15 protein-coding genes and 2 pseudogenes are annotated in these 20,072 nt (G+C 59.7%); 12 read left to right on the plus strand and 5 right to left on the minus strand.

Annotated elements, in window-relative coordinates:
• Window positions 1-6: 6 nt before the first annotated feature.
• The 11 genes and pseudogenes from OR16_RS46355 to OR16_RS25305 all read left to right on the plus strand — a co-directional run bounded on the left by OR16_RS46355 (window position 7) and on the right by OR16_RS25305 (window position 12,203).
• The gene (locus tag OR16_RS46355) at window positions 7-504 is read left to right on the plus strand and encodes a hypothetical protein (protein ID WP_237717219.1); all 498 of its coding nucleotides are present in this window, start codon (window positions 7-9) and stop codon (window positions 502-504) included.
• Window positions 491-1,279: a polysaccharide biosynthesis C-terminal domain-containing protein gene (locus tag OR16_RS46360; protein ID WP_237717220.1), complete on the plus strand. Its 789-nt coding sequence runs from the start codon at window positions 491-493 to the stop codon at window positions 1,277-1,279. The genes OR16_RS46355 and OR16_RS46360 overlap by 14 nt, the downstream gene beginning before the upstream one ends.
• Complete coding sequence (locus OR16_RS25265; RefSeq protein ID WP_006161067.1) at window positions 1,276-1,815, plus strand: hypothetical protein; 540 nt, start codon at window positions 1,276-1,278, stop codon at window positions 1,813-1,815. Before OR16_RS46360 ends, OR16_RS25265 begins: the two co-directional genes overlap by 4 nt.
• A gap of 83 nt (window positions 1,816-1,898) precedes the next feature.
• On the plus strand, window positions 1,899-3,539 hold the full coding sequence (locus tag OR16_RS25270; RefSeq protein WP_006161069.1) for a glycosyltransferase: 1,641 nt from the start codon (window positions 1,899-1,901) through the stop codon (window positions 3,537-3,539).
• A 2-nt stretch (window positions 3,540-3,541) separates the two neighbouring features.
• Window positions 3,542-5,456 (plus strand): annotated as a pseudogene (asnB, locus tag OR16_RS25275) (asparagine synthase (glutamine-hydrolyzing)).
• On the plus strand, window positions 5,453-6,571 hold the full coding sequence (locus OR16_RS25280; RefSeq protein WP_006161070.1) for a glycosyltransferase family 4 protein: 1,119 nt from the start codon (window positions 5,453-5,455) through the stop codon (window positions 6,569-6,571). The pseudogene asnB and the gene OR16_RS25280 overlap by 4 nt, the downstream one beginning before the upstream one ends.
• Window positions 6,568-7,161 carry a sugar transferase gene (locus OR16_RS25285; protein ID WP_006161071.1) on the plus strand — a complete coding sequence of 198 codons (594 nt, stop codon included), beginning with the start codon at window positions 6,568-6,570 and terminating at the stop codon, window positions 7,159-7,161. The genes OR16_RS25280 and OR16_RS25285 overlap by 4 nt, the downstream gene beginning before the upstream one ends.
• Window positions 7,158-7,784 carry a NeuD/PglB/VioB family sugar acetyltransferase gene (locus OR16_RS25290; protein ID WP_043421031.1) on the plus strand — a complete coding sequence of 209 codons (627 nt, stop codon included), beginning with the start codon at window positions 7,158-7,160 and terminating at the stop codon, window positions 7,782-7,784. The genes OR16_RS25285 and OR16_RS25290 overlap by 4 nt, the downstream gene beginning before the upstream one ends.
• 46 nt (window positions 7,785-7,830) lie before the next feature.
• Window positions 7,831-9,006, plus strand: coding sequence for a DegT/DnrJ/EryC1/StrS family aminotransferase (locus OR16_RS25295; protein ID WP_006161074.1), 1,176 nt, complete (start codon window positions 7,831-7,833; stop codon window positions 9,004-9,006).
• Window positions 8,997-10,957, plus strand: a pseudogene (locus OR16_RS25300) (polysaccharide biosynthesis protein). Before OR16_RS25295 ends, OR16_RS25300 begins: the two are co-directional and overlap by 10 nt.
• 43 nt (window positions 10,958-11,000) lie before the next feature.
• Complete coding sequence (locus OR16_RS25305) at window positions 11,001-12,203, plus strand: hypothetical protein (RefSeq protein ID WP_006161079.1); 1,203 nt, start codon at window positions 11,001-11,003, stop codon at window positions 12,201-12,203.
• 110 nt (window positions 12,204-12,313) lie between these two features.
• Here OR16_RS25305 and OR16_RS25310 read toward each other — a convergent pair whose 3' ends face one another.
• The 5 genes from OR16_RS25310 to OR16_RS25330 are packed head-to-tail and all read right to left on the minus strand — an operon-like array spanning window position 12,314 to window position 18,327.
• The gene (locus OR16_RS25310) at window positions 12,314-13,438 is read right to left on the minus strand and encodes a glycosyltransferase family 4 protein (protein WP_050983103.1); all 1,125 of its coding nucleotides are present in this window, start codon (window positions 13,436-13,438) and stop codon (window positions 12,314-12,316) included.
• Window positions 13,439-13,443: 5 nt separating this feature from the next.
• Window positions 13,444-14,703, minus strand: coding sequence for a lipopolysaccharide biosynthesis protein (locus tag OR16_RS25315; RefSeq protein ID WP_006161082.1), 1,260 nt, complete (start codon window positions 14,701-14,703; stop codon window positions 13,444-13,446).
• Window positions 14,703-15,821 carry a glycosyltransferase gene (locus tag OR16_RS25320; RefSeq protein WP_006161083.1) on the minus strand — a complete coding sequence of 373 codons (1,119 nt, stop codon included), beginning with the start codon at window positions 15,819-15,821 and terminating at the stop codon, window positions 14,703-14,705. Before OR16_RS25320 ends, OR16_RS25315 begins: the two co-directional genes overlap by 1 nt.
• A gap of 35 nt (window positions 15,822-15,856) precedes the next feature.
• Window positions 15,857-17,173, minus strand: coding sequence for a sugar transferase (locus OR16_RS25325; protein ID WP_006161084.1), 1,317 nt, complete (start codon window positions 17,171-17,173; stop codon window positions 15,857-15,859).
• A complete protein-coding gene (locus tag OR16_RS25330; RefSeq protein WP_006161085.1) occupies window positions 17,170-18,327 on the minus strand; it encodes a glycosyltransferase family 4 protein in 1,158 nt (385 codons plus the stop codon). Before OR16_RS25330 ends, OR16_RS25325 begins: the two co-directional genes overlap by 4 nt.
• 334 nt (window positions 18,328-18,661) lie before the next feature.
• Here OR16_RS25330 and OR16_RS25335 point away from each other — a divergent pair, with 334 nt between their 5' ends.
• Window positions 18,662-20,047: a phosphomannomutase/phosphoglucomutase gene (locus OR16_RS25335; protein ID WP_006161086.1), complete on the plus strand. Its 1,386-nt coding sequence runs from the start codon at window positions 18,662-18,664 to the stop codon at window positions 20,045-20,047.
• Window positions 20,048-20,072 lie beyond the last annotated feature (25 nt).

Here is a 20,072-nt window from a genome sequence, read left to right on the forward strand (position 1 = left end):
TAATTGATGAGAGCATCTCATATCTCCTGGAACTTTTTTGGCTTGGGTTTGCCCTTGTTGATCGCGGCCGTCACGGTGCCGCATCTTGTCGCGACCCTCGGAAACCAGAGGTTTGGGCTTCTGGCCCTGGCTTGGGGTTTGATTGGCTATGCTGGGGCTCTTGATTTAGGCATCGGAAGGGCGGCGACTCATCGAATTGCGGAAATGAGGGCCGGGGCTGGAGCCGAGAAACAGCAGATTCCAGCGGTGCTTGCTACTGCGGTTCGCATTACTTTGGTAACGGGTGGGCTGGCGGCGATAGTCATATTGATGGGGCTGCCATTTGGTTTGGAAGGGTTGGTAAAGGCTGATCAGGTGCCGCCTGTCGAGATTAGGATCTCGATATGTTTTTTGGCAATCGCTTTGCCGCTCCAGGCTATTAGTGCTGCTTATCGAGGTGTGAATGAGGCATATCTCAATTTCAAAGGGATTAGCGTTCTGAGAAATTTTCTTGGGCGCGGCTAATTTTGGGATCCCATTCCTTATTGCGATTTACACCACGGAAGTCCATTGGCTTATCCTGAGCCTGGTTGTTTCCCGTGGATTGGCTTTGTGGGTTTATCGGATCCTTGCCAGGAGTTGCATCCGCGATTTGTTAGTTGCTCACCCGTCCTCTTATTCGCCGGAGATTGCCAGGAAGCTGATTAAGTTTGGTGGATGGTTTACCTTAAGCAGTGTGCTGAATCCTGTTGTCGCATCTGCTGATAGATTTTATATTGCTTCGGTAGTATCTGCGGCCGCTGTTACCGCGTATGTCATTCCATATGAAATGGCGGCGCAGAGCTTGATCATTGTTGGGGCCGTCACCACGGTTGCGTTCCCGTTCTTGAGTCAGCTCAGGGTCCATGATTCTGCCAGAGCGAAAAAGATATTTTATAAGATGTTGGGGGTGTCGCTGGGAGGGATGTTTTTTGTAGCTGTTTGCTACTTTTTTCTCGGCGGTTTCGTGCTGACTCTATGGCTCGGAAAGGTGCTTTCTCCGGAGTCGCGGAGCGTCATTGAGGTGCTCAGTTTCGGGTTGGTGCCGTATACGATCGGGACGATGTGCATATCTTTGCTTCACGCGGACGGGAAAACCGACACCACGGCCAAGATAAATCTCATTGAGTTCCCTTTCTTTCTTGCTCTTATCTACTTTTGCATCTTGCATTTCGGTGCTGTGGGGGCAGCCTATGCATGGGTGATTAGGGTTAGCGTTGATGCGGTTTTGTTGGTTTATTTTTGCTTGAAACTAAAATGAAGCAAAGATTCTGGAATCTATTCCTGATCCCCTCGACTTACGGGTTCTTGATCTGGACCTTCCTGTTGTCCCTTTTGGGGGTCGGTGTCATTGAGTTGGATGTCAGTGTCAATGCGATGCTGATATTTGGTTATGTAGTGGTTTGCTTTTTGGTGTCGAATGTCTTGATTCGTGGGCACTTTTACAGTATTGAGATCGGAAAGGTGGGCGAGGATGTTGTCTATGACAAGTCGGATCATGTCCTCCTTGCTCTGAGTACTTTGTTTGGCTTTATCGGCTTGTTTTTGTATGTTTACGATTTTTCTGCGAGTTTTGGCGGAATCGGTGGATTCTTCACGGCCTTTTTTAACGACCCGCTTGAAATTCGAGCGTTGGCAGAGGATTCCTCATCGATCGGCTTCCAGATTTCCTATTTTAGCTGGTTGTCGATTTTTTACTGCCTGTTTGCGATATTCGCGGGGAAGGCTTCGACCCTGCTTTCGACCCTGGTCGATAAATTTTTATTCAGCCTGATCGGTTTGTTTGGTTTCTTTTAAATTTGCTGTTTGTAGATAGAACTCGACCGACCATATTGTTTCTTGCTTCCGCGCTGGGGTTCGGATTAATCAAATTTGGGTCTATGAAGAGCCCATTTCGATTTTATCTTGCTGTATTTTTGGGGCCGCTGGTGATTTTTTTTGCCCAGGCGCTATATACCGGGAAATACGATGCTGGGGAGGGGTTGCTGAATAATTTCTTTGTCTATATTCTTGGGGGATTTGGGTATTTCTCCGTATTAATGAGTGATGTGAGTCCGGATTTTGGGCTGTCCAGGGTATTCTATCCGTTAGCCAAAATTATGGAGGGGTTTGGCGCTATTTCCGGGGTCCCTCCGCAGATCCTCGAGTTTAGGGAAGTGCCATTTCTGACCAATGTCGGTACCTTCCTTGAGCCATTGTTTTCCGACGGTGGATTGCTGTTTGTTTTCGTTGGCGCGCCATTGATCATTTTTGCGATTGATCTCGTTTCCTTAGTTGCGCTTCGGTCAAGGTCCGTGCCAGGATTATTTCTTTGGGCAAATCTGGTGCTGGTCTCGATGTTTAGCTTTTTTGTGCCGAAATATAACGCAACGTACGTCTACTTGTTTGCACTTGTTTTTATTTCCTTCTCTTATCTTGCGATCGATTCGACCGGTAGAGGCGCGTTGATGGAAACTATTAATGGTCTCGTCCTGACTCGTTATGGGCGCATGGGCGCATCGTCCCGAATGCGTTTCATGCAGTTTGCGCCAAGGCTGGAGAGCGCCGGCGTCGTCTGCAGCACGCAAGCATTTCTCGACGATGACTCGCTGATGGCAAGATATCGAGGCGGACGCTATCAGCGTAGCCACTTGATTCAATCCTATTGGGCAAGGATCAAGCAACTCGTACGCCGCCAGTCGTTTGACCTGCTCTGGATTGAAAAAGAAGCCTTGCCCTGGTTCCCGGCCTCGTTAGAACGTGCTCTGCTGCGCGGAGTGCCTTACGTGCTGGACTACGACGATGCGCTTTTTCATAATTACGACCTACATCGCTCATCGTTGGTGCGATGCATGCTGGGTCGGCGCATCGACCGGCTGATGGCCGGAGCAAGCCTCGTGGTTGCGGGTAACGAGTACTTGGCGCAACGCGCGCGGGATGCAGGTGCGCCATGGGTGGAAATTGTGCCGACTGTGGTGGACTTGGAGCGCTACGATCTGACCGCGCGGTCTTACGAGGAAGGGCAAGTGCCTCGTATTGTATGGATCGGCTCTCCCTCCACGGCGCGCTATTTGTCGACATTGGAGGCGCCGCTACAGGAACTCGCCCGCAGTTTTGCTTTCAAGTTGCGGGTGATCGGTGCCAACGTGGATTTGCCCGGCGTCGATGTGGAGTGCGTTCCCTGGACCGAAGCTACCGAGGTCGCCTCCATTGCGCAGTGCGACATTGGCATTATGCCGTTGCTCGATTCTCCGTGGGAGCATGGCAAGTGCGGCTACAAGCTGATTCAATATATGGCGTGCGGGTTGCCCGTCGTGGCTTCCCCCATAGGTGTGAACACGCAGATTGTCCGCGATGGGGAGAATGGTTTCCTGGCAGACGGCGCGCAGGCCTGGGTAACTAGATTGAGCCAGCTGCTTGGAGATTTGTCCATGCGCACTGCTATGGGTCGAGAGGGCCGCCGACGTGTGGAAGCGGAGTATTGTGTTCAGCAGGTGGCGCCGCGCTTGGCGAAACTGCTGCAGAAAGTCGGAGCGCGGTAGACATGTGCGGTTTTACAGGGTTCCTGGGCGGAGACTCGCAAAGTGCAGCGGATCGTGCCGTCCTATTGGAGGGCATGGCCAACCGAATCCGCCACCGTGGCCCGGACGATGGTGGCGTGTGGTGCGACCCGGACGCGCAGATCGGTTTCGGGCATAGGCGCCTGGCTATTGTGGATCTATCGCCGGCAGGGCATCAGCCGATGGCCTCAGGCAGTGGTCGCTACATCATCGCGTTCAATGGTGAGATCTATAACCATCTCGACTTACGAGCGGAACTGCAAAGGGAAGGAGTGGCGCCCGACTGGCGAGGGCATTCCGATACCGAAACATTGCTGGCAGGGTTTGATGCATGGGGTATCGAGGCCACAGTGGGGCGTGCCATTGGGATGTTTGCCTTTGCCTTGTGGGATCGGCAAGAGCGCATGCTCACACTGGGGCGTGATCGTCTTGGAGAGAAGCCGCTGTACTATGGCTGGCAGGGACGCGGCCGTGCGGCCGTCTTCCTGTTCGGGTCAGAGTTGAAGGCGTTGCATGCGCACCCGGCGTTTGAGAGGCAGGTGAGCCGTGATGCTTTGTGTCTCTATATGCGCCACAACAATGTGGGCGGCGAGTACTCAATCTACCAAGGCATTCGCAAACTGCCACCGGGACAATTGCTGAGGGTCTCCTTGCAGGCGCGGGAGCCTTCGATACGTGCCTATTGGTCTGGTGCCGAAGTCGCGGCGAAAGGCTCCGCACGGCCTTTCGCCGGCAGCACGACGGATGCCGTGGACACTTTGGAGGCGTTGCTGAAAGACGCCATACGCCAGCAGATGATGGCCGATGTACCACTTGGTGCCTTCTTGTCTGGCGGGGTGGACTCCTCGACTGTGGTGGCGCTGATGCAATCGCAGTCCTCGCGCCCCGTGAAGACCTTTTCCATCGGCTTTCACGAAACTGCGTACAACGAGGCGGAGCATGCCAAGGCGGTAGCAAGGCACCTGGGGATAGGAGCCGTTTTCTGACTCGTCGCAAATACCCACCTTCCTGGTGAGTGAGCTGGCACGGCGGCATGTTACGGTTTCGCTTTCGGGCGATGCGGGCGACGAACTTTTTTGTGGCTACAACCGCTATCAGCTGACGGCCAGTCTGTGGAAGAGACTGTCTGTTGCTCCATCGAGCGTCCGCTCGGCGATCGCATGGGGCCTGACGCGCTTCTCGCCCCAGAGCCTGAATCAATTGGCTACTTTGGTGCCTATGGCTTCGCGCTGGGCGAACGTGGGCGATAAGCTCCATAAAGGCGCGGGGGTCATGGCGGCGCGTTCCGCCGAGGATTTGTACCGCGGGATGGTATCGCAGTGGCAGGATCCGGCTTCGCTTGTACTGGGAGGGGGCGAGCCCGTCACACTGCTCACCAAGGCGCTGCCTGAGTTGGCTCGATTGACCGACGTGGAGCGCATGATGGCGCTCGACATGCTGACCTACCTCCCCGATGACATTCTGACCAAGGTAGACCGCGCGGCCATGGGAGTGAGTCTGGAGACGCGCGTGCCGTTCCTGGACCATCGCGTCGTCGAGTTTGCATGGCAGCTTCCGCTCGAATGCAAGCTGCGTCGTGAAAACAATGGCTACACCACGAAGTGGGCGCTACGCGAGGTACTCTATCGGCACGTACCGCAAGCGCTAATAGAACGGCCGAAGATGGGATTTGGTGTGCCAATTGATACTTGGTTGAGGGGGCCGCTCCGCCCCTGGGCGGAAGAACTGCTGAGTGAGTCTCGCCTCAAGCGCGAGGGGTTCCTGAATCCGGTGCCTATCCGTCAGAAGTGGGCTGAGCATCTAAGCGGGCAGCGCAACTGGCAGCACCCTCTGTGGTGTATTTTGATGTTTCAGGCGTGGCTGGCTGGAGAGTCGGTGTCGTTGGGAGGGGGCACGTGAAGTTCCTGATGATTGCGGGCTTTGCCGAGTCGCTCATGGGCTTCAGGGCCCCCTTGATTGCTGCACTGCAGGCCAAGGGCCTGCAGGTGCATGTAGCCGCACCGGAAGTGCCGATTGGGCATCCGATCCGCTTGCAGTTGGAAGCTCGGGGGCTGACCGTGCACGACATTCCCATGCGGCGCACGGGCACGAATCCGCTCGCGGATTTGCGCACGCTGTGGTCGTTGTGCGGCGTGATGCGTCGCATTCGCCCTCAATGGGTCATGGGGTACACCGTCAAGCCAGTCATTTATGGGACCCTGGCAGCGTGGCTGGCCAGTGTTCCGCATCGCTTCGCATTGATCACCGGTCTGGGTTATGCATTCCAGGGCGAGGGCGGGCGCGGCGCGCTGCAGGCGATGGTACAGCGCTTGTACGCCCTGGCGCTTGGGCGGGCGCATGGGGTATTTTTTCAGAACCCAGATGACGAGGCTTTGTTTCGTCAGAGGTCAATCCTGGCCGCCGTCACGCCTTCTTGTGTGGTTAATGGTTCGGGAGTGGACGTCTCCAGTTTCGCAGTGGCCCCTGTGCCGACCGGATCACCGCGTTTCCTGATGATCGCGAGGCTATTGGGCGACAAGGGGGTGCGTGAATATGCGCAGGCGGCCCGCCGCATCCGGACAAAATATACGGATGTCCGGTGTGCGCTGGTTGGCTGGATTGATTCCAATCCGGATGCCATTGCGCAGCATGAACTGGATGCCTGGGTGGAGGATGGTACGTTGGAGTTCCTTGGTCGTTTGTCGGATGTGCGGCCAGCCATTGCCAATAGCAGTGTCTACGTACTGCCCTCATACCGTGAGGGTACGCCGCGTTCCGTGCTTGAGGCCATGGCGATGGGGCGGCCGATCATTACGACCGATGCGCCGGGCTGCCGCGAGACGGTGATCAACGGCGATAACGGTTTCCTGGTGCCCGTCAAGTCCGTGGACGGTTTGGAGCAAGCTATGCTGAACTTCATTGAAGATGGGGAGAAAGTCTCGCGCATGGGTCAACGCTCGCGCCAGATCGCGGAAGATAAGTACGACGTGCATAAGGTTAACGCCGTGATGCTGCGTGAAATGGGCATCGCATGAAACGAGTTTTTGATCTTCTCTTGGCCGCGGGGGCACTATTGCTTCTGTGCCTACCACTTCTGATCCTGATCCTGTTGGTGCGCAGGAGGCTTGGCAGTCCCGTGTTTTTTCGACAGGTACGGCCAGGTTTGCGCGGTCGCCCATTCGAGATGATCAAATTCCGCACGATGACGGACTCGCGTGGGCCAGATGGCCAGTTGCTGTCGGACGCCGACCGGCTTACCGCCTTTGGACGCTTTCTGCGAGGTACCAGCTTGGACGAACTGCCCGAGCTGTGGAACGTCCTCAAGGGCGACATGAGCTTGGTTGGCCCGCGTCCGCTGCTGATGGAGTATTTACCTCTGTACTCGACCGAGCAGGCTCGTCGTCACGAGGTACGCCCAGGGGTCACCGGGTGGGCGCAGGTAAACGGCCGGAACGCGCTCAGTTGGGAGGACAAGTTCAAGCTCGACGTGTGGTATGTCGATAACTGGTCACTGTGGCTGGATGTCAAGATACTGTGGCTAACGGTACGAAAGGTGTTGGTGCGCGAAGGTATCAGTGCTGCCGGTGAGGCGACAATGTCCAAGTTCACGGGTAGCAAGCAATGAAGCGACTAGCTTTGCTGGGAGCCAGCGGCCACGGCAAAGTAGTGGCGGACGCTGCACTGGCGGCAGGCTGGCAAAGCGTGGAGTTTTTCGACGATGCGTGGCCGCGAGTATCCGTCAATGGCCATTGGCCTGTGAGTGGTGATACGGCGGCACTGTTGACGCGTGTTCTGGAATTCGACGGGGTGCTTGTGTCCATTGGCAACTGCCTGGCGCGGTGGGAGAAGCAACAGGTCTTGCGCGCAGCGGGCGCGCGGCTGGCCACGGTAGTACATCCGCATGCTTGCGTGAGCCCGTTCGCTCGCTTGGGCGCAGGTACCGTGGTCATGGCGGGCGCCGTGGTGACTGTCGATGCCGCCGTAGGGGAGGCCTGCATCATAAACACCGGGGCCACGGTGGACCACGACTGCGTTTTGGCGGAGGGCGTGCATATCGGTCCGGGCGCGCATCTATCGGGTAACGTGATCGTGGGGGGCTGCAGCTGGGTGGGTATTGGGGCTGCAGTGCGCCAGGGAACCTGTATTGGCGCAGGCGCGATGGTAGGTGCCGGCGCTGTAGTGGTAAAGGCAGTAGGGGATGGCTTGACGGTGGCTGGGTGCCCCGCAATGCCGCTTGTCCGAATATGAGGCGTCTAGTCTGGCGCAACTGACTTTTTTGATAGTTTGACAACCTATGTTGAATACTCCATTTTCCCCATGGCCTAGCTTCACTACAGAAGAGGCCAATGCCCTGCAGCAGGTGCTGTTGTCCAATAAGGTCAATTACTGGACGGGCACCGAGTGCCGTGAGTTCGAAAAGGAGTTTGCTGCCTGGTGCGAAACTTCCCACGCCGTAGCGCTAGGCAATGGCACGCTGGCGCTGGATGTAGCGCTTAGCGCGCTGAAGATCGGCCCGGGCGATGAAGTGGTGGTGACACCGCGAACCTTTATTGCCAGCGTCTCGAGCGTGGTCAACGTTGGGGCCACGCCAGTATTTGCCGATGTGGAGGCAGATAGCGGGAATCTCTCCGCTGCCACCATTGCGCGCGTGCTTACGCCGCGCACCAAGGCCGTGCTCTGCGTTCACCTTGGCGGCTGGCCATGCGACATGGACCCGATCATGGCGTTGGCTGAGCAGCATGGGTTGAAGGTGATCGAGGACTGTGCCCAGGCGCACGGTGCTCGATACAAAGGCCGCAGCGTAGGGGCCATCGGGCACGTGGGCGCATGGTCCTTCTGTCAGGACAAGATCATGTCCACAGGCGGCGAAGGTGGCATGGTGACCACTAATGACGAAGCCCTGTGGCGCGCCATGTGGGCATTCAAGGACCACGGCAAGAGCTTTGAGGCGGTATACGAGCGTCAGCACCCGCCGGGTTTTCGCTGGCTGCACGAGAGCTTTGGTACCAACTGGCGCATGCTGGAAATGCAGGCGGCCATCGGGCGCATTCAGTTGCGACGCATGGCAGACTGGACCGCTCAACGCACGGCCAACGCCGAGGCCATCTGGGCGGCCTGTCGCCCGTTCCCAGTGACACGCATTCCGTCCGTGCCCGAAGGCAGCGTACACGCTCACTATAAGTGCTACGTCTACGTGCAAGCCGAGCACCTTGCTCCTGGCTGGACCCGTGATCGCCTCGTGGAGGCTATTAACGAGGGCGGCGTGCCCTGCTTTCAGGGTTCGTGCTCCGAGGTGTACCTGGAAAAAGCGTTCGACAATACGGGCTGGCGCCCAGCAGAACGCTTGCCCGTGGCTCGCGAGCTGGGCGAAACTAGTCTGATGTTCCTGGTTCATCCCACGCTTACCAGAGCGGAGATACAGAGGACCCGCGAGGTAGTGGCGGATGTGTTGGGGCGCGCATGCCGTTGAACAAGTTTGCCGTCCCATTGCTGGCGTTGCCGCGCCCTGCCAAGCGCGTGGTAGTGGTTGCACTGGATTTGGCGCTGGCGTTGGTTTCCGTCTGGGTCGCATTCTATTTGCGCATTGACCAGACGGGACTCCCACAACAGCAACAAAACAAAAGTACGTCTACCTTCTGGCGCCATTGATTGCGTTCCCCATCTTTGTCCGCTTTGGCCTTTACCGTGCCATCTTCCGATATACAGGGATGGCCGCATTGGCAAGCACGGCCAAGGCAGTCGGCATCTATGGAGCGCTGTTCTTTGTCGTTCTCCTCCTGGTCAAATGGGAGGGCGTGCCCCGTAGCGTAGGGTTGATCCAGCCGATGCTGTTCCTGCTGCTGGTTGGCGCGAGCCGGGCCCTCGCAAGATTTTGGCTGGCAGGCTGGTCCGGGAAGGCGCTTTATTCCGAAGGTCGGCTACTGATTTATGGGGCGGGCGAGGCAGGGGTGCAGACAGCTTCCGCCCTGGGTGTCGCGCACCAGTTTGTGCTGCTGGGCTTTGTAGATGATGACGGAGCCAAAGTCGGTCGCAGCATCAACGGCGTTGACATTATGAGCCCCGACGAAGTGTCCGACGCTGTCGAGCGTATGGGAGTGACCGATATTTTGCTTGCTATCCCATCCCTGGGTCGTGCGCGCCGCAACGCGATTATTGCCCAATTGCGAGAATTGCCGGTTCATGTACGTACGCTACCAGGTATGGTGGACCTAGCGTCTGGGCGGGTAACTGTGCATGACTTCCAGGAATTGGATGTTGAAGATCTGCTGGGGCGCGCGGCCGTACCCCCAGACCCAGCTTTGCTGGCACGCAATCTGGCTGGCAAGGTGGTGCTGGTCACCGGCGCCGGCGGGAGTATTGGCAGTGAGTTGTGTCGCCAGATACTTTTGGAGAAGCCGCGACAACTGGTGCTGGTAGAGCATAGCGAATTTGGACTTTACACGATCCATCGCGAGTTGGAGAGCTTGTGCGCCGAGCATGAATTGCCGGTTGACGTTGTTCCCCTGCTGGCGAGTGTGGGCAATTTTGGCCGTATGCGGGAGATCTGCCAACTCTATCGGCCGGCCACCGTCTACCACGCAGCGGCTTATAAGCATGTACCCCTGGTGGAATGCAATCCGTCGGAGGGTGTCTTGAATAATGTGTTTGGAACCCTCAACACGGCACGGGCCGCCATGGAAAGCGGGGTGGCACATTTTGTCCTTGTGTCTACGGATAAGGCGGTGCGGCCCACCAATGTCATGGGTGCTACAAAGCGCATGGCCGAGCTCGTCCTGCAAGCGCTGGCAGCTAGCGAAACCGTGGATTTTTACTTGCAGGACGGCATGCAGAGCCAGGACGTACGGAACGACACCATATTTTCCATGGTGCGCTTCGGCAATGTCCTGGGCAGCAGTGGTAGCGTGGTGCCGCTGTTTCGAAAGCAACTGCGTGAAGGCGGTCCCGTGACGGTGACCCATGAGGATGTGACCCGCTACTTCATGACCATTCCGGAGGCAGCCCAACTGGTATTACAGGCTGGCGCCATGGCCCATGGCGGCGATGTGTTCGTCCTGGACATGGGATCTCCGGTGAAAATCATGGATCTGGCGCGGCGAATGGTCAAGCTGTCCGGGCTGACAGTGCGTGACGACGATAATCCAAACGGTGACATCGAGATCAAGGTTACCGGCCTGCGGCCAGGAGAGAAGCTCTACGAAGAGTTGTTGATTGGTGACAATCCGGAATCCACCGCACACGAGCGAATCATGAAAGCGCGCGAAGATTTCGTGGCGTGGCGGCAACTGGCGCTGGTGTTAGGTGAGATGCGACAGGCTGCGGGGCACAACGATGAGGTGACGATCAAGCGCGTCCTGAAGCAACTGGTGCACGGATATAACCCGCAATCAGCAGGAGCCGAGAGTTGTGTGATCGCTGCCTGAATGCCATTCGTTAAATAAAAAAATAGCCCTACAGAAGTTTGGAATGAATATGCGAAAGAAGGTATTGATAGTTTTGGTGACTGCTTTGGCTGGCGCGGCTGTAGGCGCGGGTTTGGGCTATGGGCCGCTGCTGCGCTATAGATCCGAGGGTGTCCTTAAGGTGGAAATGAGTACGTCGGAGTACAAGCGGATTTCCGAGTTGGCTAATGATGCCAGGACTGTGCGTCAGTTCGTGGCGGTATCGCCGCCCGCAGGCCTGGATAGCTATGATGTCAATCGCTTGATCAAGGACGTGGTGAAAGGTGAATGGCAGAAGCCGGTGCCGCGGGTAAGCAGAGGCGATGCCAAGGAACTGCCTGATCTCATACTCCAGCTGGAGCAGGAGCGCGAGAAGGGGAAGGAGCGCGAGCGCGAGCGCGATCGGCCTGCGGGGCGTGAGAGGGCTGCAGAGGAAAGCCGGGATACCGCGCTGGTTCCGATCGTGTACCTGGGAGTACGGTTCACCGCCACGACCTCGGATCCCAATGACGCAGCCAAGGTGGCCACGTGGCTTGGCGCATATTTCAAGGATATGGCAACGCTGGAGGCTGTGCGTCAGCTCGTTTCAGTTTGGACGTCGGATAGCAGGCAGTTTTCCGATCGCGCTGCTGAGCGCAGGCGCAAGTATCAGTTTGATATCGAGCAGGCACAAATCAGGGCAACGGCGCTGAAGAAAATCCTGGCTGACTATCCGGATGCCGCCCGACGCGAGGCCTCGCAGGTGGTCGATGTGCGTAAGGACAATGAGAAATTCATGTCTCCGATGGCGCAACTTGTTGGGGCCGAGTCCGAGATTATCGGCATCCGCGAGAAGATCCAGAGGCTCGATCGCGAAGCTGACCAACAAACCTTGATGAAGGATCTGGCCGATCAGGCGGAAACTGCTGCGGCACAAGCGCACAGAGGCAGTGATAGCGTGATCAAGGTGTCCGCCGTGATTGCTGACTTCGGCAAGAAGGCCACGACTGACGCCCAGAAGGAGAAGTTGTCGTCGCTAGCAGCCGATATATCGGCGACGACGGTCCGGTTCCAGTCGCAACCTCGTTTTATCGCGGAGCCGTCTGTGCCGAACTTACCAGAGCGCCCACGGCCCTTGATGGTCATGGTGTTGGTAGCATTGCTTGCTGCGCTACTGAGTGCGGCTTTCCTCTGGCGCGACGTTCTGATGAATGCCTTGCGCCCGGGGAGCGCGAAGAAAGAGTCGTAATAGGTACTATCGTTCCGGGCGGTGTGCTGGCCGTTCAGTGGGGGAAAGGGCCACTGGATGGCTGGGGCGAAGCTTGCGATCGCGCACACGATTGGTACCCCGGCCCTCCCTCATTCCTTGGCGCTCCCGAACGACTCCGCTTTACATCGCCTGTCATCCCTGGAGCGGCCCAGCAACGCCTGCCACTGCGATACGATCCGTTTCATTGAAAAGCGGTGCGCCTTTTGTCGCGCTGCTTTTCCGAGCCGCGTGGCATCCTCTTGATGAACGATGAGGCGTAGCAACGCTTGAGCCATTCCATCGCTGTCATCGACCGGCACCACTAGGGCGTCGTGCCCGGAATCGAGTAACTCGCGAGGCCCTGTCTCGCAGTCTGTGGACACGACAGGCAAGCCGAAGGCCATCGCCTCGAGTAGCACCAACCCGAAGCCTTCATAGCGAGAGCTAAGGCAAAATATCGAGGCATGTTTATACGCATTCGTTATATCGGGGAAAACGCCGGGAAGCGAGACAACGCTGTTCAGGCCAAGTCGCGAGCGTAGGCGCTCCAAAGCGACCCGTTCCTCGCCTTCCCCCACGATGACAAGCCTCCAATCGGGTGCCTGGGCAACTACTTGCGACCAGGCGCGCAGCAGCGTATCGAATCCTTTTGCGGGTACCAGTCTTCCCACCGCGATGACGGACGTACCTGTTCTCGGTGCGGGTTGCGCGGGCATCGGAAAGGGCAGAGGGTTGGGAATGCAAACAACGGGGCAGCGCGGGTTCAGTGCCTCGAGCCATCGTTGCCGGTCCCGTTCGGTGAGTACCACGATATGGTCACCGAAGCGTGCGGCAAGCCGGCGCGCAAGCTTCCGAGCCGGCTTGCCAAGGTCTTCATCGAAGTGGCAATGCTCCCATGCGACGTGCCGCAGGCCGAGGCCCAGCGTTGCAGGCAGTACGAACAGCGCCAGCATGGTGTCGACCTGCACCAGTACGTCAATCTTGCATAGCTTGACATGGCGTCGGATGCCAGCCACCGTCGTCGCATAGGCGCGCTTGAAAGACGGACGCTGCGGAAAAAGCGCGCTGTGTTTGACCGCTGGATGCAGCGGGAAGCAACTCGCTGAATCCCACAGGCTCAGGATGCTTACTGCGTAGCCTTGTTCGGCTAGTGCATTTGCGATTGTGGCCGTCATCCGTTCAGCGCCCGCCATGACGTTTAGCGTTCCCGTCAGGAAGCACACGTTCGGCAGCATTGATTTCACGCGCGGGTCTCCTGAATTGCCAGCGTGGTGTGTGCGTTATGTATCCAAAGTGCAAGGCCAAATAATACTGAAAGCAGGTTGGCGGTGGCATAGCCGACGATTGCGCCATAGACCCCAATACGTGGGATGGCGATGAGGTCAATAGCAATGGTGACGCCGAACACCAGCCCCCACTTTATCGCCACCAGACGCGGCCGGCGCAAATAGATCGGTAGCAAGGTCAGGCCGACGTCGGCGAAGACAAGGGCTGAAGCCAGTGCCGTGAATTGCAACAGGTTGGCCGCTTTGGCGAACGCCGCGCCATAGAGAAGGTGGACTATCCAGTGGGCGCTCAGCGCAATCAGAATGCCGCCAGTCGTGCCCACGGCTGTCATGGCGACCGCGATCTTCAGGATGTTGCGGCGGGCTTGTGCCAGGGTAGGCTGCGCATAAACGTAGATCGGTGCAACCCCTGCGGCCAGGATCGTGGCGAGTACCACAAAGTTGTCGAGGATTTGCACTGATGCTGCATAGGCACCGAGATCGCCAAGCGATACCTGCGGCTTCAGGAGTAACTGGTCAATTCTGCGCGACGCCATCATCAGCATGAAACTGGCCCAGAAAAAAAGCCCGTTGCCGAACAATTCCCGGGTCAGTGCAGGGTCATGGGAGGTGGGTGCGTGCTGAGCACGATTTAAGTAGAAGCTTGCTAGCAGTGCAGCCATTAGCACGGATTCAAGCAAGAAAGCCAGTGCGTAGACGGGTACATTGCGAGTGCCGAGCATGAAGAGCAGGGCAACACAGGCCGCCTTTACCGACAAGGATGCAAGATTGAACAGCGTATTGGGCCGGGTCTGCGTATGTGCTTGCATCCAGGCAGTCACAATACCGAAAGGTTCGCGCAACATCACTGCCACGCCGAGGATCAGCGATGGTAGCCAGAATTCAATGGGTTGCGCGGTGATGGAGAGGAAGGCGCACATCAGCAGGTACCCTGTCCCCCCTGCCGCCAGCCGAAGTCGAAAAGCATGGCTGATCAAGCGGTGTTGGGCCAGCGGGCTCGTATCTGCAACCAGGCGTGGGACTACAACCTCGCTGCCGCAAATCAGGGCAATGGAGGATGCAATATAGACTAGTGCTTGCGCATACTGAAAATGTGCAAAGCCTTCCGGTCCAAGTCCGCGCGCCAGCATCGCTACGATGCCGATACCGGCGACAACCTGGAGGCCTCGCTCCACAAGCATCCAGATCAGGTTACTGGCAACCCGGCGCTGCATTACGCGGATCCAGCGTAGGCTGCGGGGGAGGCCAATCGCAACTTAGCATAGCAAGTCAGCCACTGCCGGGCGACGGCCTCCAGCCCGAATCGCGACGTGATGCGCTGCCGGCGTACCTCTTGATCGGCTGCCGAGCCAATACCTGCGGCCAGGGCCTTGCGCATAGCCTCAGCCAGTGCTGAAGCGTTGCCTCTCGGTACGATGTCTCCACAGTCGCCAAGCAACTCCACCACGCCGGCAGCATCTGTGGCAACTACCGGGCACCCACAAGCCAAGGCCTCGCCTACCGCCAATGGCATGCCTTCGATGCTGGAGGAAAGCGCAAAGAGGTCGGCGGCGTTGAGTAACGTTGTGATATCGCGGCGAGTTCCCGCCAGGATGACACGCGACTCCAGATTGTGCTTTTGGATGGCTTGCCCGAGGGCGTAACGCTCCGGTCCATCACCAACGATCATCAGCCGGGTATCGAAGCTAGGATCGAGTAGCGCAAAAGCTTCGATCAGCAGGAGTTGGGACTTCTGCGGCACTAGGCGGCCGACGTTAAGGATCAATCGGGTATCTGACGAAAGTCCCAGCGCTGTCCGGCCGGTTTGCCTGGCCGTGGGGTCAGGACTGAACTGCGTGGTGTCTATGCCGTTGGGCATGACTGCAAAGTGCTCACCTGGCGCTGCTCCTGCCTCAATCATTGCCTGACGCCCTTGTGGACTCACATGCGTGATAAGACTACCCCAGCGGTCGGTGAGCCGGTAGGCGAGCATGAGTAGCCTGCCGCCCTCGCGCACGCTGTGGGCGGTGCAGATAACGGGTGGCGCGGTGGTGATGGCGGAAATGGCGCGCGCAAACAGGTTGGCATGAACCATGTGTGCGTGGATGATATCCGGGCGCCAGTCGCGCACGAATGCGCGTAAGCGCCAAAGTGCGCGTGCCATTGAAGTGGGCGTCTTGTGCATGCCGAGTTCCAGAATGGTCGCCGCGTCGGGCAGCATAACTTCGCAGCCTCGAGTCAAGCTAACTACTGCAACTGAATGGCCAAGCGCGATGAATTGGCGCGCCAGCGCTGCCACCTGCTGCTCGGCGCCACCGAGCTTAAGACCCGTAGTGAGCAGCAGAATACGCATGGGCGTGTTGGTGGAGAGAGAGGAGAATGGTTTGCTCACCGCGCCCCATACCCCGTCAACAACGTCCGCAACGTCTTCACCCCGATCAGCAGATCCAGTGCAAACGAACAATGCTTGACGTAGTACAGGTCATAGCTGAGCTTGGTCACGGTTTCTTCATGCGTGCCCACGTAGCCCTGCTGGACCTGGGCCCATCCCGACAAGCCGGGGCGCACCAGGTGCCGGTAAGGGTAGTACGGAATCGTATGGGCGAATTCGTCGACCATCGGTACCTGCTCGGGCCGCGGGCCGATCAGGCTCATGTCGCCTACCAGCACGTTCCACAACTGCGGGATTTCATCGAGCCGGTATTTACGGATGACACGGCCCACGCGGGTGACGCGCGGATCGCGGCGGGCGGCGAATTGCGCCGGTGCGCCGGCGTCGAACGCCATGCTGCGGAACTTGAACATGGTGAACGGTTTGCCGAACAGGCCCACCCGCCCTTGGCGGAACAAGGCGGGGCCGGCGGATTCGAGGCGGATCGCTGCCGCCACGGCTACGCCCAGCGGCAGCGCGAGCGGCACCATGCAGAGTACGGCGGCGAGGTCGATCAGGCGCTTGGCGAAGCTGTAGAAGTAGTGCGCGGCGTAGTCGTCGAGGAAGTTTTCGTCGATGTGCGCGAGGCCTACGCGGCCAGTCAGCATCTCGCCGATCCGCTCGACGGAATACATGCGTACGTGGCTGAGCTTGAACTGGGCGAGCACCCGGGTGCGCTCGGGGTCGGCGGTGGCGTTGCGGTCCAGCATCAGGCCGTCGCAATGCACGGCTTCGTCGAGCGAGCTGATCGCCTGGAAGTGGGTGGGGCTGGCCGGCGCCGCGCCGGGCATGGCGAGGATCTGCTCCAGTTGCGCCAGCGTGGCGGCATCGGTATAGCCGAACACGGGCACGTAGTTGCGCACGAAGCGCCGGTAGCCGAACCAGATCCAGCCCAGCGTGGTGAGATAGCTGAGCAGCAGCGCGCCGCGCGAGTATTCGAGGTGGAATGCGGCGAAGACGAAGAGCAGCGCGGCAAAGGGCAGGGTGGTGGCCAACCCGACCAGGCTGTTGCCTTCCATGGCGGGCAGGTGCAGGGAGCGGTGCAGCAGCACGAAGGCGAACAGGTAGGGCAGCACGGACCATAGCAGCGTGCGGGTGAAGACGTACGTCACCAGGCCGGCGTGATGGGCGAACTCGGCGAGCGCGATATTGAGGCCGAACAGCAGCAGGCCCAGCAGCGCCCAGGCCAGCATGCGGCTGGCGCGGCGAACGGTTTCCGAGCCTTGCGGGCGGGTCAGATGGGCAGGGCGGCCGACGCTGTGGGTCTTGTTCATTGTCCACCTGCTCCGATGCTGGCCGCCGCGCGGGCGGCGCCCGGCTTGCCCGCCAGTGCTTGCTGGTAGATCGTCCACGTGGCTTCGGCCATTGGCGCCAGGCCAAACTCGCCGGCCCAGCGCGTCCGGGCATTGCGTCCCAGTGTCTCGCGCAGGGTGGGGTCGTCTGCCAGCCGTGCCAGCGCGGCCGCCCAGGCGTGTTCGTCATCGCCGGCGACCAGCAGGCCGCTGGCGCCGCTGTCCAGTTGCTCCCGGATGCCCGGGAGGTCGCTGGCGACGATGGGCAGGCCCGCGCGCATGGCCTCCAGGACCGAAAGCGGGAAGCCTTCATGGTCGGACGCCAGTGCGAAAGCCTGGGCCGAAGCCAGCAGGGCGGGCACGTCGGTGACCGGGCCAGCAAACCTTACCCGGCCCGGTGCCACATGATCGGCCAAGGACTGCAGGGCGGCCATTTGGGGGCCGACGCCCGCCAGCACCAGCTCGCAATCGGGCAGGGCGGCGCGCGCGAAGGCGCGAATCAGCAGGTCGGCTCGCTTCGGGGCGGCCAGGCGCGCCACCATCACAATGCGCCGCAGCGGCGTGCCGGGCGAGGCCTGCGCGCCGCTGTCGGCGATGCCGTTGCGGATCACGCTGACCCGCGCGGCGGGGATCGGCAGCGACGCGGCCAGCGTGCGTTCGCCCTGCGCCACGCAGATCAGGCGCGCGGTCAGTGGCGCCAGCAGCCACTCCATGCAGCGCGAGATGAGGCGCTGGCGAGCCGGGGCGGCGGCTTTGAAGGCAAAGCCGTGCACGGTATAGACCACGGGGATGCCAAGCAGCCAGCCTGCCACCCGGCCCAGCGCGCCGGCTTTTGCACTATGCGCATGGATCAGGTCGGGCGTGGTTTCCCGGAGGGCATCGAGCAGTTCCCTGAGCGCAGCCAGCGCGCGCAGCGGCGAGAGGGCATTGTCGAGCAGGGCCAGGCGTATGGCGCGGGCGCCGGCGGCCCTGGCGGCGTCCAGCAGGGGCCCGTCGCCCCCGGCCAGCAGCACGGGCTCGATCCTGTCGCGCAGGGCGTGCAGCAGATCGGCAACGTGCGTCTGCGCCCCGCCGATCTCGGAGTTCGTGATCAGGAAGGCGATACGCGGGCGGCGGGAGGGCAGGGGCGAAGGCACTGGGCAAAAAGCGCTAGGATGGGCTACAGGAACAGGTTGCCAGGGCATGTCGGTATGGCCGATGAGCCAGGGAGAGGACCGGCGGCAAGCCTGTCCGGCAGGCTTGTCCCCAACCGCTCGGCGGGCCCTGGGCACCCCGCTTGGGTGGGGATCGAGCCACTTCCAGGCTGGCTTGCAGCGCCATTTTCCAGCAAAGCCAGTCGATTATAACTGGCGTGCCACTCGCAATCCGGCAAAATAGGGCCTTTGGCGCATTTGCCCATCGCCCCGGCCCCGGCCGGAATTCGCGGCCGGCAATGTCGACCGGTTGTACAGCCTACACACAGGATGAACCATGCAAGCTGATCCTTCCATTTTCAAGGCCTACGATATCCGTGGCATCGTCGACAAGACCCTCACGCGCGACGTGGCGCGTGCGATTGGCTTGTCGTTTGGCACGGCCGCCGCAGAGCAGGGCGAGCGCGCTGTGGTGGTCGGGCGCGACGGGCGCCTGTCGGGCCCGGACCTGCTGGGCGGCCTGGTCGAAGGCCTGCGCGCCGCGGGCATGGATGTGATCGACCTCGGCATGGTGGCCACGCCCATGGTGTACTTCGGCACCAATGTCGAGCTGGCAGGGCGCCGCGCCACCTCCGGCATCATGGTGACCGGTAGCCACAATCCGCCCGATTACAACGGCTTCAAGATGGTGCTGGCCGGCAAGGCGATCTACGGTGAGCAGATCCAGTCGCTGCGCCAGCGCATCGACGCCGGCAAGTTCGCCAGCGGCGCGGGCAGCTACCAGCAGGTCGACATCCGCCAGCAGTACCTGGACCGCATCGTTGGCGACATCAAGCTGGCACGCCCGATGAAGATCGCGCTGGATGCCGGCAATGGCGTGGCGGGCGCGTTCGTGGGCGACCTGTTCCGCGCGCTTGGCTGCGAGGTGACGGAATTGTTCTGCGAGGTGGATGGCAACTTCCCCAACCACCATCCCGATCCGGCCCATGTGGAAAACCTGCAGGACCTGATGCAGTGCCTGCGCGACACGGATTGTGAGCTCGGCCTGGCCTTCGACGGCGACGGCGACCGCCTGGGCGTGGTGACCAAGGACGGTGAGGTGATCTTCCCCGATCGCCAGCTGATGCTGTTTGCCCAGGAGATCCTGTCGCGCAATCCTGGCCAGCAGATCATCTACGATGTGAAATGCACCGGCAAGCTGGCCCCATGGATCCGCGAACACGGCGGCGAGCCGCTGATGTGGAAGACCGGCCATTCGCTGGTCAAGGCCAAGCTCAAGGAGACCGGCGCGCCGCTGGCCGGCGAGATGAGCGGCCACGTGTTCTTCAAGGATCGCTGGTACGGCTTTGACGACGGCCTCTACACCGGCGCGCGCCTGCTGGAGATCCTGTCCAGGCATGCTGACCCGAGCGCGGTGCTCAACGCCCTGCCGAATTCCAACTGCACGCCCGAGCTGCAGCTCAAATGCGCGGAAGGCGAAGCCTTCACACTGCTCGACAAGATCCGCGCCAATGCAAAGTTCGACGGCGCGCGCGAAGTCATCACCATCGATGGCGTGCGCGTGGAGTACCCCGATGGCTTTGGCCTGGCGCGTCCTTCCAACACCACGCCTGTGGTGGTGATGCGTTTCGAGGCTGACAACGACGCCGCGCTGGCGCGTATCCAGGCTGAATTCAAACGTGTGATCCTGGCGGAAAAGCCGGACGCGCAACTCCCGTTCTGAGCGGATGCCGTTGACTGAGCCCCTG

This window comes from Cupriavidus basilensis OR16, from assembly GCF_000243095.1.
Lineage (GTDB): Bacteria > Pseudomonadota > Gammaproteobacteria > Burkholderiales > Burkholderiaceae > Cupriavidus > Cupriavidus basilensis_D.